Raw genomic sequence first — 16,081 nt, forward strand, 5'->3', positions numbered from 1 at the left:
GCCGCCAGCCGCCAGCCGCCAGCCGCCAGCCGCCAGCACCTGCGCCCGGGGCGACCTCCTCAGCCGTCGCCGCCCTTCAGCAGGAGGCCGTCCCTTCGGCGGGGGCCGTCCTCGGCACTCCGCCCTCGGCGCTCAGCCCTTCGCCCGGAGCACCTTCAGGAACTCCCGCATCCAGGCCGGGTGGTCCGGCCAGGCGCGGGAGGAGACCAGGGTGCCGTCCACCACCGCCTCCGCGTCCTGGAAGCTCGCTCCGGCCGCCTGCATGTCCAGCTCCAGGGCCGGATAGGCGGTGACCCTGCGGCCCTCCAGGCCGCCGATCGCCGCCGTCAGCAGCGGGCCGTGGCAGATCTGGGCCACCGGCTTGTCCGCGTCGAAGAACGCCTTCATGATCTTGCGCAGCTCCGGGTCGTTGCGCAGATACTCCGGGGCCCGCCCGCCCGGAATGATCAGCGCCGTGTACTGGCCGGGATCGACCTCGGAGAAGGCCAGGTCGGCGGGCCAGGTGTAGCCCGGCTTCTCCGTATAGGTGTCGAACCCCGGTTCGAAGTCATGCACCACGAACTGGAGCTTCTTACGGGCGGGAGCCGCGATATGGACCTCGTACCCCTCTTCGAGCAGCCGCTGATACGGGTAGAGGACTTCGAGCGACTCGGCTGCGTCGCCGGTGACGATCAGGACCTTGGTTGTCATCGCTGCTCCTGGTGGATGAAGGGCCGGAGTACTCCGACCGGAGTACCCCGCGGAACCGGAGATGAGGAGGCTCTGAGGCGGAGCGGAACCCGCCGCGGACGGCCGTGCGCCGTCACCGCCAACCTGCACCGCGAAGGGCTCCTTTGCCAAGAGGGCCTGTGTCGCTGTGCAGAGTGTCAAACTTCCCGGCCCGCTTTTGTACACATAAGGCTCATGACGGTTCGGGGGCGCGGGGCGATAGCCTGGAGCAGTGATCAGTGCGATACGCCCTGGGGGCAGCGAAGCCCCCGGCCTGCGCCCGGAACGCCACAGCGGCCGGGCCATCGCTGATTCCCCCGCTCCGGCCCCATCACCGATATTCGTCGGTTGCGGCCCGGGCGACTCTCATCGCGACATAACGTCGGAGCAGACCAGACACCCCGTGTCGTGGCGTTGCGTCGCACCTTCCACCTACGTCACGCAACGGCGCGCGACAGGAGCCAGAGGACATGCAGACCAAGCTGGACGAAGCCAAGGCCGAGCTGCTCGCACGGGCGGCCCGGGTAGCTGAGAACAGTCCAGGTGGGGGGCACCTTCCCACCGGGGACGAGCCGGGGCGGCGTCCGGACCAGGACACCCTCCTCGGCTACCTCCAGCGCTACTACCTGCACACCGCCCCCGAGGACCTCGCCGACCGGGACCCGGTCGACGTCTACGGAGCGGCGCTCTCCCACTACCGGCTGGGGGAGAACCGCCCCCAGGGCACGGCCAATGTGAGGGTCCACACCCCCACCGTCGAGGAGAACGGCTGGACGTGCAGCCACTCCGTCGTCGAGGTCGTCACCGACGACATGCCCTTCCTCGTCGACTCGGTCACCAATGAGCTCTCCCGGCAGAGCCGTGGCATCCATGTGGTGATCCACCCGCAGGTCACCGTCCGCCGCGATGTGACCGGCAAGCTCATCGAGGTGCTGCACTCCGACAAGAACGGCAAGCGCGCCAGGGCCGCCAAGGCCCTTCCGCACGACGCCCTGGTCGAGTCCTGGATCCATGTCGAGATCGACCGGGAGACCGACCGAGCCGATCTCAAGCAGATCACCTCCGATCTGCTGCGGGTCCTCTCCGATGTGCGCGAGGCCGTCGAGGACTGGGAGAAGATGCGCGACGCCGCGCTGCGCATCGCCGACGAGCTGCCCAAGGAGCCGATCGCCGCCGATCTGCTCGACCAGGAGGTGGAGGAGGCCCGCGAGCTGCTGCGCTGGCTCGCCGCCGACCACTTCACCTTCCTCGGATACCGGGAGTACGAGCTCACCGGGACCGACGCGCTGGCCGCCGTCCCCGGCACCGGCCTCGGCATCCTCCGCTCCGACCCGCACCACAGCGAGGACGAGGACCACCCGGTCAGCCCGTCCTTCAGCCGGCTGCCCGCCGACGCCCGCGCCAAGGCCCGCGAGCACAAGCTGCTCGTCCTCACCAAGGCCAACAGCCGCGCCACCGTGCACCGGCCCAGCTATCTCGACTATGTGGGCGTCAAGAAGTTCGACGCCGAGGGCAATGTCATCGGCGAGCGCCGCTTCCTCGGCCTCTTCTCGTCCGCCGCGTACACGGAGTCCGTCCGCCGGGTGCCCGTCATCCGCCGCAAGGTCGCCGAGGTCCTCGACGGCGCGGGCTTCTCGCCCAACAGCCACGACGGCCGCGATCTGCTCCAGATCCTGGAGACCTACCCGCGCGACGAGCTGTTCCAGACACCCGTCGACCAGCTCCGCTCCATCGTCACCAGCGTGCTCTACCTCCAGGAGCGCCGGCGGCTGCGGCTCTATCTGCGCCAGGACGAATACGGCCGCTACTACTCCGCCCTCGTCTATCTGCCGCGCGACCGCTACACCACCGGCGTCCGGCTGCGGCTGATCGACATCCTCAAGGAGGAGCTCGGCGGCACCAGCGTCGACTTCACCGCGTGGAACACCGAATCGATTCTCTCCCGTATTCACTTCGTCGTCCGGGTCCCCGCAGGCACCGAGCTGCCGCATCTGACCGACGCCGACACCGAGCGCATCGAGGCCCGGCTCGTCGACGCCGCCCGCTCCTGGGCCGACGGCTTCGCCGACGCGCTCAACTCCGAGCTCGGCGAGGAGCACGCCGCCGAGCTGCTCCGCCTCTACGGCAACGCCTTCCCCGAGGGTTACAAGGCCGACCACTCGCCGCGCTCCGCCGTCGCCGATCTGGTCCACCTCGAAGCCCTGACCAACTCCGGCCGGAACTTCTCCCTCTCCCTCTACGAGCCGGTCGGCGCCGGCCCGGGCGAGCGCCGTTTCAAGATCTACCGCACCGGCGAGCAGGTCTCCCTCTCCGCCGTGCTGCCCGTGCTCCAGCGGCTCGGCTGCGAGGTCGTCGACGAGCGGCCGTACGAACTGCGCTGCGCGGACCGCTCTCTCGCCTGGATCTACGACTTCGGTCTGCGGATGCCCCCGAGCGCGGGCAACGGCGACTACCTCGGCGACGACGCCCGGGAGCGGTTCCAGGACGCGTTCGCCGCCGTATGGACCGGTGAAGCGGAGAACGACGGCTTCAACTCGCTGGTGCTGGGCGCGGGCCTGAACTGGCGGCAGGCGATGGTGCTGCGCGCCTACGCCAAGTATCTGCGCCAGGCCGGATCCCCCTTCAGCCAGGACTACATGGAGGACACTCTCCGTACGAATGTCCACACCACCCGGCTGCTGATCTCCCTCTTCGAAGCCCGGATGTCCCCCGAGCGCCAGAGCGCGGGCACCGAGCTGATCGACGGCCTGCTCGAAGAGCTGGACGGCGCGCTCGACCAGGTCGCCAGCCTCGACGAGGACCGCATCCTGCGCTCCTTCCTCACCGTCATCAAGGCCACTCTGCGCACCAACTACTTCCAGAGCGCCGGCGGCGGAAGCGGTACGACGGACCGGAGCGCCACCGCCGGGGCACACCACGGCTATGTGTCGATGAAGTTCGACCCGCAGGCCATCCCGGATCTCCCCGCGCCCCGCCCGGCGTACGAGATCTGGGTCTACTCCCCGCGGGTCGAAGGCGTGCATCTGCGCTTCGGCAAGGTCGCGCGCGGCGGACTGCGCTGGTCCGACCGGCGGGAGGACTTCCGCACCGAGATCCTGGGCCTGGTCAAGGCGCAGATGGTCAAGAACACCGTGATCGTGCCGGTCGGCGCCAAGGGCGGCTTCGTCGCCAAGCAGCTCCCGGACCCCTCCCTGGACCGGGACGCCTGGCTCGCCGAGGGCATCGCCTGCTACAAGATCTTCATCTCCGCGCTGCTCGACATCACCGACAACCTGGTGGGCGGCGAGGTCGTACCGCCCGCCGGCGTCGTACGCCATGACGAGGACGACACCTATCTCGTCGTCGCGGCCGACAAGGGCACCGCCTCCTTCTCCGACATCGCCAACGAAGTCGCCGTCTCCTACGACTTCTGGCTCGGCGACGCCTTCGCCTCCGGCGGCTCCGCCGGATACGACCACAAGGGCATGGGCATCACCGCCCGTGGCGCCTGGGAGTCGGTCAAGCGTCACTTCCGCGAGCTCGGCCACGACACCCAGACCGAGGACTTCACCGTCGTCGGCGTCGGTGACATGTCCGGCGACGTCTTCGGCAACGGCATGCTGCTCAGCGAGCACATCCGGCTGGTCGCCGCCTTCGACCACCGCCATATCTTCATCGACCCCAACCCCGACGCGGCCGCCTCCTACGCCGAGCGCCGCCGGCTCTTCGAGCTGCCGCGCTCCAGCTGGGCCGACTACAGCAAGGAGCTGCTCTCCGCGGGCGGCGGCATCCACCCCCGTACCGCCAAGTCGATCCCCGTCAACGCGCATATGCGCAAGGCGCTGGGCATCGAGGCAGGGACCTCCAAGCTGACCCCCGCCGAACTGATGAAGGCGATCCTCCAGGCCCCCGTGGACCTGCTGTGGAACGGCGGCATCGGCACCTATGTCAAGGCGTCCACCGAATCCAACGCGGACGTCGGCGACAAGGCCAACGACGCCATCCGCGTCAACGGCGACGAGCTGCGGGCCAAGGTCGTCGGCGAGGGCGGCAACCTCGGGCTGACCCAGCTGGGCCGGATCGAGTTCGACCGCACCGGCGGCCGGGTCAACACCGACGCCATCGACAACAGCGCGGGCGTGGACACCTCCGACCACGAGGTGAACATCAAGATCCTGCTCAACGCCCTGGTCACAGACGGCGACCTCACCGTCAAGCAGCGCAATCTGCTGCTCGCGAAGATGACCGACGAGGTCGGCACCCTGGTGCTGCGCAACAACTACGCGCAGAACGTCGCCCTCAGCAACGCCGTCGCCCAGTCGCCCTCCCTCCTCCACGCCCACCAGCGCTTCATGCGGCGGCTCGGCCGGGACGGGGCGCTCGACCGGGCGCTGGAGTTCCTGCCGAACGACCGGCAGATCCGTGAGCTCCTCAACAACGGCAAGGGCATGAGCCAGCCCGAGCTGGCCGTGCTGCTCGCGTACACCAAGATCACGGTGGCGGATGAGCTGATCCGGACCAGCCTGCCCGATGACCCGTATCTGACCAGGCTGCTGCACGCGTACTTCCCCAAGCCGCTGCTGGAGAACTTCCGCGACGCCGTCGACGGTCATGCGCTGCGCCGCGAGATCATCACGACCGTTCTGGTCAACGACACCGTCAACACCGGTGGCTCGACCTTCCTGCACCGGCTGCGGGAGGAGACGGGCGCGTCGATCGAGGAGGTCGTGCGGGCGCAGACCGCCGCCCGTGAGATCTTCGGTCTCAACGCGGTGTGGGACGCGGTCGAGGCCCTGGACAACCAGGTCGCGGCCGATGTCCAGACCCGTATCCGGCTGCACTCGCGCCGGCTGGTCGAGCGCGGCACCCGCTGGCTGCTGGGCAACCGTCCGCAGCCGCTGCGGCTCGCCGAGACCGTGGAGTTCTTCGGCGACCGCGTCGAGCAGGTCTGGGGCGAGCTGCCGAAGATGCTGCGCGGCGCGGACCTGGAGTGGTACCAGGGCATCCATCAGGAGCTGTCCGAGGCGGGCGTGCCCGAGGAGCTGGCGATGCGGGTGGCCGGGTTCTCCTCGGCGTTCCCGACGCTCGACATCGTCGCGATCGCCGACCGTACGAAGAAGGACCCGATGGCGGTCGCCGAGGTGTACTACGACCTCGCCGACCGGCTGCGGATCACCCAGCTGATGGACCGGATCATCGAGCTGCCGAGAGCCGACCGCTGGCAGTCGATGGCCCGTGCCTCCATCCGTGAGGATCTGTACGCGGCGCATGCGATGCTGACGGCGGATCTGCTCTCGGTCGGCAACGGCGAGTCGACTCCCGAGGAGCGCTTCAAGACCTGGGAGGAGAACAACGTCTCGATCCTGTCCCGGGCGCGGGCGACGCTGGACGAGATCCAGGGGTCGGACACCTTCGACCTGGCGAATCTGTCCGTGGCGATGCGGACGATGCGGCAGCTGCTGCGTACGCACAGCTAGCGGTCAGCTGCGTACGCAGCAGCTAGTGGTCATGTGAGCGGGGCCCGCCGCCTGGGAAGGCGGCGGACCCCTGCTCGGCACTGTCCCGCCCGGCTCGTTCCACAGCAGGCCGGCTTGCTTCGGATTGGTCAGTTCCGAATCCGGTGCGGTGTGGAAGGGGAGCCGTTCCCCGCGGGACGGCGCCGATGCCCGGTCATGGGCGGTGCGACGGCGGCGGATACGGTCCCGGCCCTGCTGCCGACAGGGGGCGTGGCAGATATCAGGGGCGTGGGCCGTTCGCCGGAGGCGCGGCGCGTCCGCTCATGCCGGACCCCGGACCCGGGCCCTAGGGGCGACCGACCCCCCGTGGGTCGTCCGGTCGCACTGGGCTGTTCCGGGAGTCTTCGGCTACGGGCTGTTCGGCGCGGTGGCGCGGTGGCGCGGTGGCGCTGGTCAGCCGGACGTACCGGCGGACTCGGCCGCATCCGGCGCGTCAACCGGCCGAGCGTCCAGGTCCGGCCCGGGGCCCGGCGGCGGAGTGTCCGCCTCCGGCTGCTTGTCCTCGGTGAACGGAGGAGGAGTGTCCGTCCAATTCTGGCCGAGATTGGTCGTATACCTGATGGTCGCGCCCTTGGGCCAGCCGTCGTGCGCATCGGTGGTGGCGGTGAGGGTGCCGAGCGGAGCACCGGTCCGGGTGTCGAGGACGATCCTCAGCTCGATGTCCGTCTTCTCGTACGGGATCGCCACGCCGTAGCCCTCGCGGCCGGAGTGGTCCTTGATCTTTCCCAGGTCGCGTACCCCGGGCTCGGCGGCGAGCAGCCGGTAGGCGGCGGCGCGCAGCTCCGGACCCGAGGGCAGATGGACGGCGATCTCGACCGCCTTGGCCCGGATCAGCCCCTGCATCACGGCGTCCGGGGCGTTGTACTCCTTGTCGACCAGCTCGTGCAGCCGTTCACGCAGGGCCTTCGCCTCGGTCGGCAGCTCTCTCAGCTCCGCGATCTGGACCTCCCCCATGGGCATGGTGTCCCCGTTCCCGCCGGGAGCGTCCTGGGTGATGAGCCCGGCGCCCTCATAGCTGAGGCCGCCGGCGGTGTCCCACCGCTTGGGCGAGCCCGCCTTCCGCCAGGCCGTCTCGTCCTTCTCCGACGCCGGTCGGGCGCCGACGCCGTCCGACCGGGACCAGCGCTTCTTCGCGTCCTGGGCCAGCCAGTCCTGGGAATCGTGCCGGTCGTCGATGACATAGCCCGGCTGCCCGTCCGCGCCGGGTACCTGGTGCAGCGAGCCGTAGCGCTCCTTCTGGTACCAGAACGCGCCTTGGCCCGCCGTGCCGTCCGCCGCCTCCACCCGCGCGGCGGCGGTGAGCAGCAGGTCCTGCCCGGCGGAGGCGGCCGTACCGTCCGGGCCGGACCCGCCGTCCGCCGGGGCCAGCGTCACCGCGATCGCGGCGGCAGCGGCAGCCGCGGAGACCAGGCCGACGCCCCACCGGGGGCGCAGCCAGGGCCGGGCCGGGGTCCGCGCCGGGGTCCGTGCCGGGCGGGCGGCGGCGGACGGGGCGGCGTCCGCCTCCCGCATCGCCATGGCCAGCTCGGCCGTCCTGACCTCGTCGCCGACCGGCGCACCGGGGTCCAGCCGCGCCGGGCGGGCATCCGCCAGCCGCCGCATGATGTCGTGTTTCATCCGGTCCATTCCTCACACTTCTTCTTGTACGAGCCGAACCCGGGGGCGCGCGGCGGAGGCCGGCGGGGGCACGGCGGCGTCGACGGCCCGGGTGAGCCGTCTGCGGGCCCGGTGCAGCCGCACCCGCATCGCCGTCGCCGAGCAGCCGACGACTTTCGCCGCCTCGGCCGGCGCGAGTCCGTGCCAGGCGGCGAGGATCAGCACCTCGCGGTCGTCTTCGGGCAGTGTCGCGAGGGCCCTCAGCAGCGCATTGCGGTCCGTGACGTCGTCGGCGATATCGCCCGCGCTGCCCTGGGCGGACCGTTCGGTCCACTCGCCGAACTCGGCGGCGAGCGACTCGCGTCTGACCTCGGCGCGCACCGTGTCACGCAGCACATTGCGGGCCACGCCCAGCAGCCAGGGCAGGGGTGTGCGGGGTAGCTCCGCCCGCCGTCGCCAGGCGATGACGAAGGTCTCGCTCACCACCTCGTCGGCGATCTGCCGCCCGGCTCTGCTGACCGCGTAGGCCCATACACGCCCGCGGCAGGCGTCGTACACCGCGGTGAAGCGGTCCGCTTCATCTGACACCGCCGGCACCTCCGTCCCCTTGGGTTTCTCCTGTCATGGAGAAGTGGTGCGGCGGGGGCGATCGTTACAGCCGACCGGAAACCCGACCGGAAACCCGACCGGAAACCCGACCGGAAACCCGACCGGGAAAACCGTGCCGCAGCCCGGAACGTACTGTGCCGGACGGCGAGCAGCGGGCGCAGACCAGCAGGTGCCCGCGAGCGGAGGACAGCAGGCGGGCTCCCGCCCGAGCCGCCGCGTCAGACGGTCGCCGCCCAGAGCCGGCGGCAGGACACCACGGCCGCCGTGAGCAGCAGACCGTTGCGCAGCACCATCAGCAGACAGCCGAGCGTGGTGCCGTGGACGACCTCGTCGTACAGCAGCGGGAACACGAGCGCGCTCAGCACGGCCGCGGGCGCCATCAGCAGCGCGACCGGCCGCTGGGTGGTGTGCCGGGAGGTCAGACAGACCGCGGCCAGTCCGATCAGCCAGATCAGATACTGCGGGCTGATGACCCGGCTGGTGACCGTGAAGAGCAGTACGGCGGCGAGCGCGGCGTCGTACGGGGTGGCCGGACCCCAGCGGCGGGCCCGGATCCGCCACAGCACCAGCCAGCACAGCGCCCCCAGGCTCAGCGCCAGCGAGAGCCGCGCCACGCTGGAGACATACGGGCCGGTGAACTCGAAGGCCCCGTACTGGTATCCGACCTCCCCCGACCAGCCCCACCGCCCGGCCAGCTGAAGCGCGGTCCCGCCCAGTGACTCGATCTGCACCCCCCGCGCGCCCTGCTGCCGCAGAAAGTCCAGGGGATGGCTGAAACCGGTCAGCAGTACGGCGGTCAGCACCGCGACCGCCGCGACCGCCGAGCCCCAGACGGTGCGTGTCGTACGCCCCCGGGGCGTCCCCAGGATCGTGAGCAGCGGCCACACCTTGATCAGCGCGCCGATCCCGGCGAGCGCACCGCCCAGATGCGGCCGTCCGCGCAGCGTGAGCAGGGCGAGTACGGCGACTGCGGTGACGGGCACGTCATAGCGGGCCAGCGGCAGATTCAGCAGCAGGGGCAGTCCGCAGACCCAGAACCAGGCTCCCCGTACGCCCGCCCGCGCCAGAGCGGCGGTGACGACCGCGTCGGCCAGCAGCACCAGGGCGACGAACGCCTGGAAGTACGTCAGCCACGGCAGCGCGGCGGGGGAGAGGAAGACGATCGCCGCGCCCGGGGGGTACTGCCAGGTGGCGTCTCCCAGCGGGAAGACCCCGTGGACGAGCTGGTCGTACCAGCCGCGGTAGAGCTGGTGCACCTCACCGGCCACCCCCGAGTCGCCGATCCGGTCGATGACGAGCAGGACGAGCATTCCGGTGCGGGTGGCTGTCCAGACGGCGGCCAGCGCGAGGGCATGCCGGAGCCCGGTCCCGACGGGGCCCGGGGAGCGGGCGGGCTGGAGTGAGGCGTACCAAGGGGGCGTCATCGGTCGGAACTGTAGTGCGCTTTGGGGTTATTTCCCGACATTTCTCCCCCGTGGGAACGCCTCGTGGGAACGCCCCGTATGAGGCCCCCGGGCCGGCTATTTCACCGCCCCCGCCATCACCCCCGACACAAAGTGCTTCTGGAAGGCGAAGAACACCGCCAGCGGAATCACCATCGACACGAACGCCCCCGGCGCCAGCACATCGATGTTGTTCCCGAACTGCCGCACCTGCCGCTGCAAGGCCACCGTGATCGGCGCGCTCTGGGAGTCCGCGAAGATCAGCGCCACCAGCATGTCGTTCCACACCCACAGAAACTGGAAGATCCCCAGCGACGCGATCGCCGGCGCCCCCAGCGGCATCGCCACCCGGGTGAACAGCCGCAGCTCGCCCGCGCCGTCCAGCCGTGCCGCCTCCAGCAGCTCCCTCGGGATCTCCGCGAAGAAGTTCCGCAGCAGAAAGATCGCGAACGGCAGGCCGAACGCCACATGGAACAGGATCACCCCGAGCGTCGTCTCGAAGATCCCGATCGCGCCGAACAGCTTCGACACCGGCACCAGCGCCACCTGCACCGGCACCACCAGCAACGCGACCACCAGCATGAACCACCAGTCGCGGCCCGGGAACTCCATCCACGCGAAGGCGTAACCCGCCAGCGCCCCGATCACCACCACCAGCACCGTCGCCGGGACCGTGATCATCACACTCGCCCAGAGCGAGTCCCTGACGGCCTCGTTCGCCAGCAGCCGCTCGTAGTTCTCCGCCGTCAGCCGGCCCGGCGCGCTGAACACCTGCCACCAGCCGCTCTCCGCGATATCCGCCGGATCCCGCAGCGAGGAGATCAGCAGACCGAACGCGGGCATCAGCCAGAACAGGCCCACCAGTACCAGGAACACCCGCATGGCGCCGCCGCCGGCGCGTGCCGCGATCCGCGACGGGAGCGACCGCTTCGCCCTCACCGCACCGTCCGTCGTGGTCATCGGCGACCCTCCCTTCGCATACGCCGGATGTTGAAGAGCATCACCGGAATCACCAGCACCAGCAGCAGCACCGCGATCGCGCTGCCCACGCCCAGATGGGTATCCGTTCCGAACGACGACCGGTACAGCTGAAGCGCCAGGACGTTCGCGTCGTCCTGGGCCGACCCCGGCGCGATGATGTACACCAGATCGAAGATCTTCAGTACGTTGATCATCAGCGTGACCAGCACCACCGCGAGCACCGGAGCCAGCAGCGGCACCGTCACCCGGCGGAAGACCTGCCACTCGTTCGCGCCGTCGATCCGTGCCGCTTCGAGGAGTTCACGGGGCACGCTCGCCAGCCCCGCCGCGATCAGCACCATCGCGAAACCGGCCCACATCCAGACATAGCTGCCGATGATCGCCGGGGTCACCAGCGTCGGACCGAGCCAGTTCACCCCGTTGTACGGCTCCCGGAAATTCTCCGCGGGCAGCCTCAGCACGGCCCCCTCCGCCGAAGCGGGCAGCGAGAAGACGCCGTCCGCGCCCGCCCGCGCCGAGGCGACGACCTCTCCGTCCCGGACGGCCTCGATCTCAAGGCCCTTGAGCCCCAGCTCCTGTGCGTCGATGACATTGGGGCTCCCGCCGCCGCCCCGGGTGAAGTCCAGCCACGCCGTACCCGTGATCCGCCCCTCGGCGGGCGCCGCCTTTCTCGCGGGCCGGGCGTCCGACGGCATCTTCGCGGGCGCCACCCCGACCAGCGGCAGCGACACCCCGCTCGCCCCGCTCGCCGCGCTCACCGGCTCCTTGGTGACGTACGAGCCGTCGCCGCCCGCCTTCAGCGGATGCGCCGGCAGCGGGCGTGCCCTCGGGAAGCCCGCCGACTCGGCGAACGTGTCGTGCACACCGACCCAGACCGCGTTCGCGACGCCCCGCTCCGGGTCCTGCTCGTACACCAGCCGGAAGATGATGCCCGCCGCCAGCATCGAGATCGCCATGGGCATGAAGACGATCAGCTTGAACGCCGTGCCCCAGCGGACCCGCTCGGTCAGCACGGCGAAGATCAGCCCCAGCGCCGTGGCGACGGCGGGGGCCACCAGCACCCAGACGGCGTTGTTCCGCACCGCCGTGAAGATGGTGTCGTCGGTGAACATCTCCATGTAGTTGTCGAAGCCCGCGAATCCGCTGCCCGACCGGTCGAAGAACGACCGGTAGACGGAGTATCCGATCGGGTAGACCACGAGCGCGCCCAGCAGCGCCAGCGCGGGCAGCAGAAAGCCGGCCGCGATGGTCATACGAGTGCCGGTCAGGCTCTTGCGCTTGGCGGCGGGGGGACCCGGGCGCACCGGGCCCCCCGCTGTCGTCGGGGCGGCCATCCGTCAGCTCTTGTACGCCTTGGCGGCGGCCGACTCCAGCGCCCGCTGGGTGCCCGCGATGTCCTTGGGGTTCTTCAGGAAATCCTGAAGAACTTTCCAGAACCCTTTCCCCGGTGTCCCCCCGAACGACTGCGGCATCTGGTCCGACATGTCGAAACGGAAGTCGTCGCCCGCGTCGATCAGCGCCTTGGCGATGTCGCGCAGTACGTCATTGGGGTACGCGGCCAGATCGAGCGACTTGTTCGGGGAGAGGAATCCGCCCGCCCTGGCCTGGATCGCCGCCGCGTCGGGGGAGGCGAGGAAGGTCAGCAGCGCCTGCGCGCCCTTGCTGTCCTTCAGCGCCACGGCCGCGTCGCCGCCCGTGACCACCGGGGGTTTGCCGTCGACCGCCGGGAAGGGGAACACCTTCGCGTCCGTGCCGATCTTCGCGTCGGTCTGGGCGATGTTGACCGTCACGAAATCGCCCTCGAACACCATCGCGCCCTTGGGCTGGTCGCCGCCGGTGAAGGTCTGGGTGACGGAGGCCGGGAACTCCGTCTGGAGCGCGCCGTCCGCGCCGCCCGCGATCAGGGAGGGGTCGCCGAACAGCTCGGCGAGTGTGGTCAGCGCCTTCTTCACCGAGGCGTCGGTCCACTTGAGCTCATGCCGGGCGAGCTGGTCGTAGCGGTCCGGGCCTGCCTGGGAGAGATAGACGTTCTCGAACCAGTCGGTGAGCGTCCAGCCGTCCGCGCCCGCCACCGAGACGGGGGTGACGCCCGAGGCGGAGATCGTCTCGGCGGTCGCCAGGAAGTCCTTCCAGGTCTTCGGCACCTGCGCCCCCGCGTTCTCGAAGGCGGCGTTGTTGTACCAGATCAGCGATTTATTGGCCGCCTTGTAGTAGACGCCGTACTGCTCGCCGTCGACCTGCCCGGTCTTCCGCCAGCCCGGCGAGTAGTTCTTCGCCAGCTCGGCTTTGGCCGCCGCGCCCACCGGCTTGGCCCACTTCCGCTCCACGGCCTGCTTGATGGCCCCCGGCTGGGGCAGCATCGCCACATCCGGCGGGCTGCCGCCCGCGATCTTCGTCCCGAGGAAGTCGACGATGGGGTCCTGCGCCGGGACGAACGTGACCTCGGCGCCGGTCCGTTTCTCGAACTCGTCCAGCACCTTGACGAAGTTCTCCTGCTCGGGGCCGCTCCAGACCGCCGCGACCTGTACTTTCTCGCCGTTCAGTTTCGGCAGCTCGATCCCGGAGGCCGCCGGATCCCCGCTCGCGCCCCCGCCCGGACCCGATCCGCCGTCACCCCCGTCGTCGCCACAGCCTGCGAGGGTGAGAGCCGCGATGGCGGCGAACGCCACCGCGGCCTTGCCTGTGCGAAGGGTTGTACGCATCCTGGCCCCGTCTCTCCCGTGTGCTGTCCGATGCCCGACAGGTGTATTGCCCGGACCAAGCGGCCCGCAAGAGCGACCGGGGGTCCTGAGAGCCTTTCGTGATGGCTCTGTGAGGTGACGAACCGTCAGGACATGTGGGGATGCGGCGCGTTCATGATCTCTGGTGCGCGGACTGGGGCTGCGGTCATGGGGCGTGAGCCGGTGCCGTACGGGGCCGGTGGTGTGGACGGGCCGTACGGGTCCGGTGGTACGGGCGGCGGCGGGCGTACGGGCTCGGTGGTGCTGATGGGCTGTACGGGTCCGGCGGTACGGGCGGGGCCGTGCGGGACCAGTGGGGTACGGGCAGGGCTGTACGGGTCCCGGTGGTACGGACGGTGCTGTACGGGCCCAGTGGCAGGAGCAGGGGCGTACGGGCACGGTGGTGCGAGCGGGGGCGTACGGGCACGGTGGTGCGAGCGGGATGTACGGGACCGGGCCGTCCGGGGCCCGTACGTCCCGCTCAGCCCACCGTGATCAGGAGTGCGCGGGTGTCAGCGGAGGGACCGGAACCGCGTCCACCAGATGTGCCGCCCGCTCCACCGCGCTGGCCAGCAGCGCCAGATCGGTGGGGCCGTTGCCCAGCTCGCGCACGGGCCGGCGGGCCGGCGGATCGCCCATACGCTCCCACTCCAGGGGCACGACCGTCGGCCGCAGCGTCGCCGTGCGCGGAATACGGCCCGTCACCCGACCGCCCTGGAAGGGGACCACCCGGCCGTCCGGAAATCTCAGCCTGCCGCGCCCCGGAAGCGGATCGTCCGGACTCGCCGGGGAAGGCGGCCCGTCCAGCGCCACCCGCAGCCGGGCCCGCCGCCCCGGTTCCGTGCCCGCCGTACGCTCCGGCTGGGCCGAGGTCGCCACCAGATGCACCCCGAGCCGCCCGCCGTCACGGGCCACGGCCTCCAGCGCCCGCACCACCGAGCCCGCCGAGGGACGGCCCGTACTGCCCAGCGCCGGTGCCACCAGCGCGTCGAAATCGTCCACCAGGACCACCAGCCGGGGCAGCTGCCGGTCCGAGGGAGCGGCGGAGACTCTCGTACGAGCGCCGGGGCGCAGCCGGAGGGTTCCGCTCGGCGGGGATTCCAGATCGCCGCGCGACGCCCCGTCGAACTGCTCGGCCGGCGAGGGCGGGCGCGGACCCGCGACCCGGTGCCGGGCCTGCCAGTCGGCGAAGGCGGCGTCCCCCAGCAGCTCGGCCCGCCGCTTCAGCTCCGCGCCGAGGGCCTGGGCGAACGCCCGCATCCGCACCGGGTCGCTCGCCACCAGATGCTCGGTGACATGCGGCAGCTCCGTACAGGCCGCGAGTCCTTCGCCACGGCCGCAGCCCGCGCCGTCGACCAGCAGCAGCCCCATCCGGTCGGGCCGTCCGGCGGCGGCCAGCGAGGCGGCGATCGACCGCAGCAGTTCGGTACGGCCGCTGCCCGGCGGGCCCTCGATCAGCAGATGCGGGCCGTCCACGGCCAGATCGACGGCGAGCGGACCGCCCGGGCCCGCGCCGATGACCACCGTGCCGGAGCTCCGGTCCGCGGCGGCCCAGCGCGCCATCAGGGAGGCGGGGGTGGCGCGGGCGAGCCCCAGCTCGTCCAGCAGCCGGGCCGAACGCGGCAGCGCCGTCGCCCGGTCGGCCGCGGCGCCGGAGCCCTCCGTGCGCAGCGGGGCGAGTGCCCGTCCGAAACGCTCGGCCCAGGCCGCCGACACCGCGTCCACCGCAGCCAGCGTGCCCTGGCCGGCGGGCAGGCCGTGCGCCGTGCGCAGCAGCCGCAGCGCGGTGGCCACATCGCCGCTGAGGATCGCGACCGCGCCGCACTCCCGGAAGGCGAGGGACGCCTCGCAGGCCGTCTCATAGGTGGCGGCCACGGGCGAGAGCGGTGAGGCGGCTGCCGTCTCCGCCAGCGCTATCAGATGGATTCCGGCCGCCCGGCCCGCACCCGCCAGCCGGGCCGTGGTCTCGCGCAGGGCGGCGGAGCCGGGGTCCCCGTCGACGACGACGACCGTGCGCGGGCCGTCGTACAGCTCGGCCGCGCGTGCCACGGCGGACGGGTCGGCGCTCGGCCAGCCGGGGCCCAGCGGGCCGTCGTCGAGTCTGCGGGTCAGCTCCGCCGCCCGCGCGGCGGCCTGGTCCCGGTCGTACGCCAGCAGCAGCCGGCAGTCCTGGCCGTGTGCGGGCCGCAGATGGGGCAGCCAGCCGAGCCAGGACCAGTCGGCGGTGCGCTCCTCCAGGCCGCGCGACCGGTCCGCGCTGATCAGCACGATCTCCAGCTCGGACGGCGCGTGCAGCGCCGCCAGCTGGGCCACGGCGGACCGGGCGAGACCGGCCAGCCTGGCCCGGGGACCGGCGAGCCCGAGCGATCCGGCCTCCCGCAGCCCGACCGTCACCGGCACGGACGGCAGCCCGTCCCGGTCGGCGGTGCCGATGCGCACCACCAGCGCCTCCGGATGGCCGGGCCCGCGCTCCCAGAGCCGGGGCCCGGGGCCGAGCGCGGTGAGCAGCACGGCGGCGGGGTCGGGCCAG

9 protein-coding genes are annotated in these 16,081 nt (G+C 71.3%); 1 reads left to right on the forward strand and 8 read right to left on the reverse strand.

All coding sequences use genetic code 11. The features are described 5' to 3' along the window. Window positions 1–132: 132 nt before the first annotated feature. Window positions 133–690 carry a DJ-1/PfpI family protein gene (locus FF041_RS05960; RefSeq protein WP_153521343.1) on the reverse strand — a complete coding sequence of 186 codons (558 nt, stop codon included), beginning with the start codon at window positions 688–690 and terminating at the stop codon, window positions 133–135. Between the two features lie 488 nt (window positions 691–1,178). Here FF041_RS05960 and FF041_RS05965 point away from each other — a divergent pair, with 488 nt between their 5' ends. Then, window positions 1,179–6,164, forward strand: coding sequence for an NAD-glutamate dehydrogenase (locus FF041_RS05965; RefSeq protein ID WP_153521344.1), 4,986 nt, complete (start codon window positions 1,179–1,181; stop codon window positions 6,162–6,164). Between the two features lie 432 nt (window positions 6,165–6,596). Here the strand turns inward: FF041_RS05965 and FF041_RS05970 are convergent, their stop codons facing one another. The 7 genes from FF041_RS05970 to FF041_RS06000 all read right to left on the reverse strand — a co-directional run. Continuing rightward, window positions 6,597–7,820 carry a CU044_5270 family protein gene (locus tag FF041_RS05970; protein ID WP_153521345.1) on the reverse strand — a complete coding sequence of 408 codons (1,224 nt, stop codon included), beginning with the start codon at window positions 7,818–7,820 and terminating at the stop codon, window positions 6,597–6,599. 12 nt (window positions 7,821–7,832) lie between these two features. Further along, window positions 7,833–8,387 carry an RNA polymerase sigma factor gene (locus tag FF041_RS05975; protein WP_323391331.1) on the reverse strand — a complete coding sequence of 185 codons (555 nt, stop codon included), beginning with the start codon at window positions 8,385–8,387 and terminating at the stop codon, window positions 7,833–7,835. Between the two features lie 239 nt (window positions 8,388–8,626). Then, window positions 8,627–9,832: a glycosyltransferase 87 family protein gene (locus FF041_RS05980; RefSeq protein ID WP_407698114.1), complete on the reverse strand. Its 1,206-nt coding sequence runs from the start codon at window positions 9,830–9,832 to the stop codon at window positions 8,627–8,629. 96 nt (window positions 9,833–9,928) lie between these two features. Beyond that, window positions 9,929–10,810 (reverse strand): carbohydrate ABC transporter permease, encoded by an 882-nt coding sequence (locus tag FF041_RS05985; RefSeq protein WP_153483084.1) that lies wholly within the window; start codon window positions 10,808–10,810, stop codon window positions 9,929–9,931. Beyond that, a complete protein-coding gene (locus tag FF041_RS05990; protein ID WP_153521346.1) occupies window positions 10,807–12,165 on the reverse strand; it encodes a carbohydrate ABC transporter permease in 1,359 nt (452 codons plus the stop codon). The genes FF041_RS05985 and FF041_RS05990 overlap by 4 nt, the downstream gene beginning before the upstream one ends. Before the next feature lie 3 nt (window positions 12,166–12,168). Continuing rightward, window positions 12,169–13,533 (reverse strand): ABC transporter substrate-binding protein, encoded by a 1,365-nt coding sequence (locus FF041_RS05995; RefSeq protein ID WP_153521347.1) that lies wholly within the window; start codon window positions 13,531–13,533, stop codon window positions 12,169–12,171. 513 nt (window positions 13,534–14,046) lie between these two features. Then, on the reverse strand, window positions 14,047–16,081 hold a 2,035-nt coding region (locus tag FF041_RS06000), incomplete at its 5' end, for an FtsK/SpoIIIE domain-containing protein (protein WP_267133176.1).

It is taken from the genome of Streptomyces jumonjinensis (genome assembly GCF_009600885.1).
Taxonomy (GTDB): Bacteria; Actinomycetota; Actinomycetes; order Streptomycetales; family Streptomycetaceae; genus Streptomyces; species Streptomyces jumonjinensis.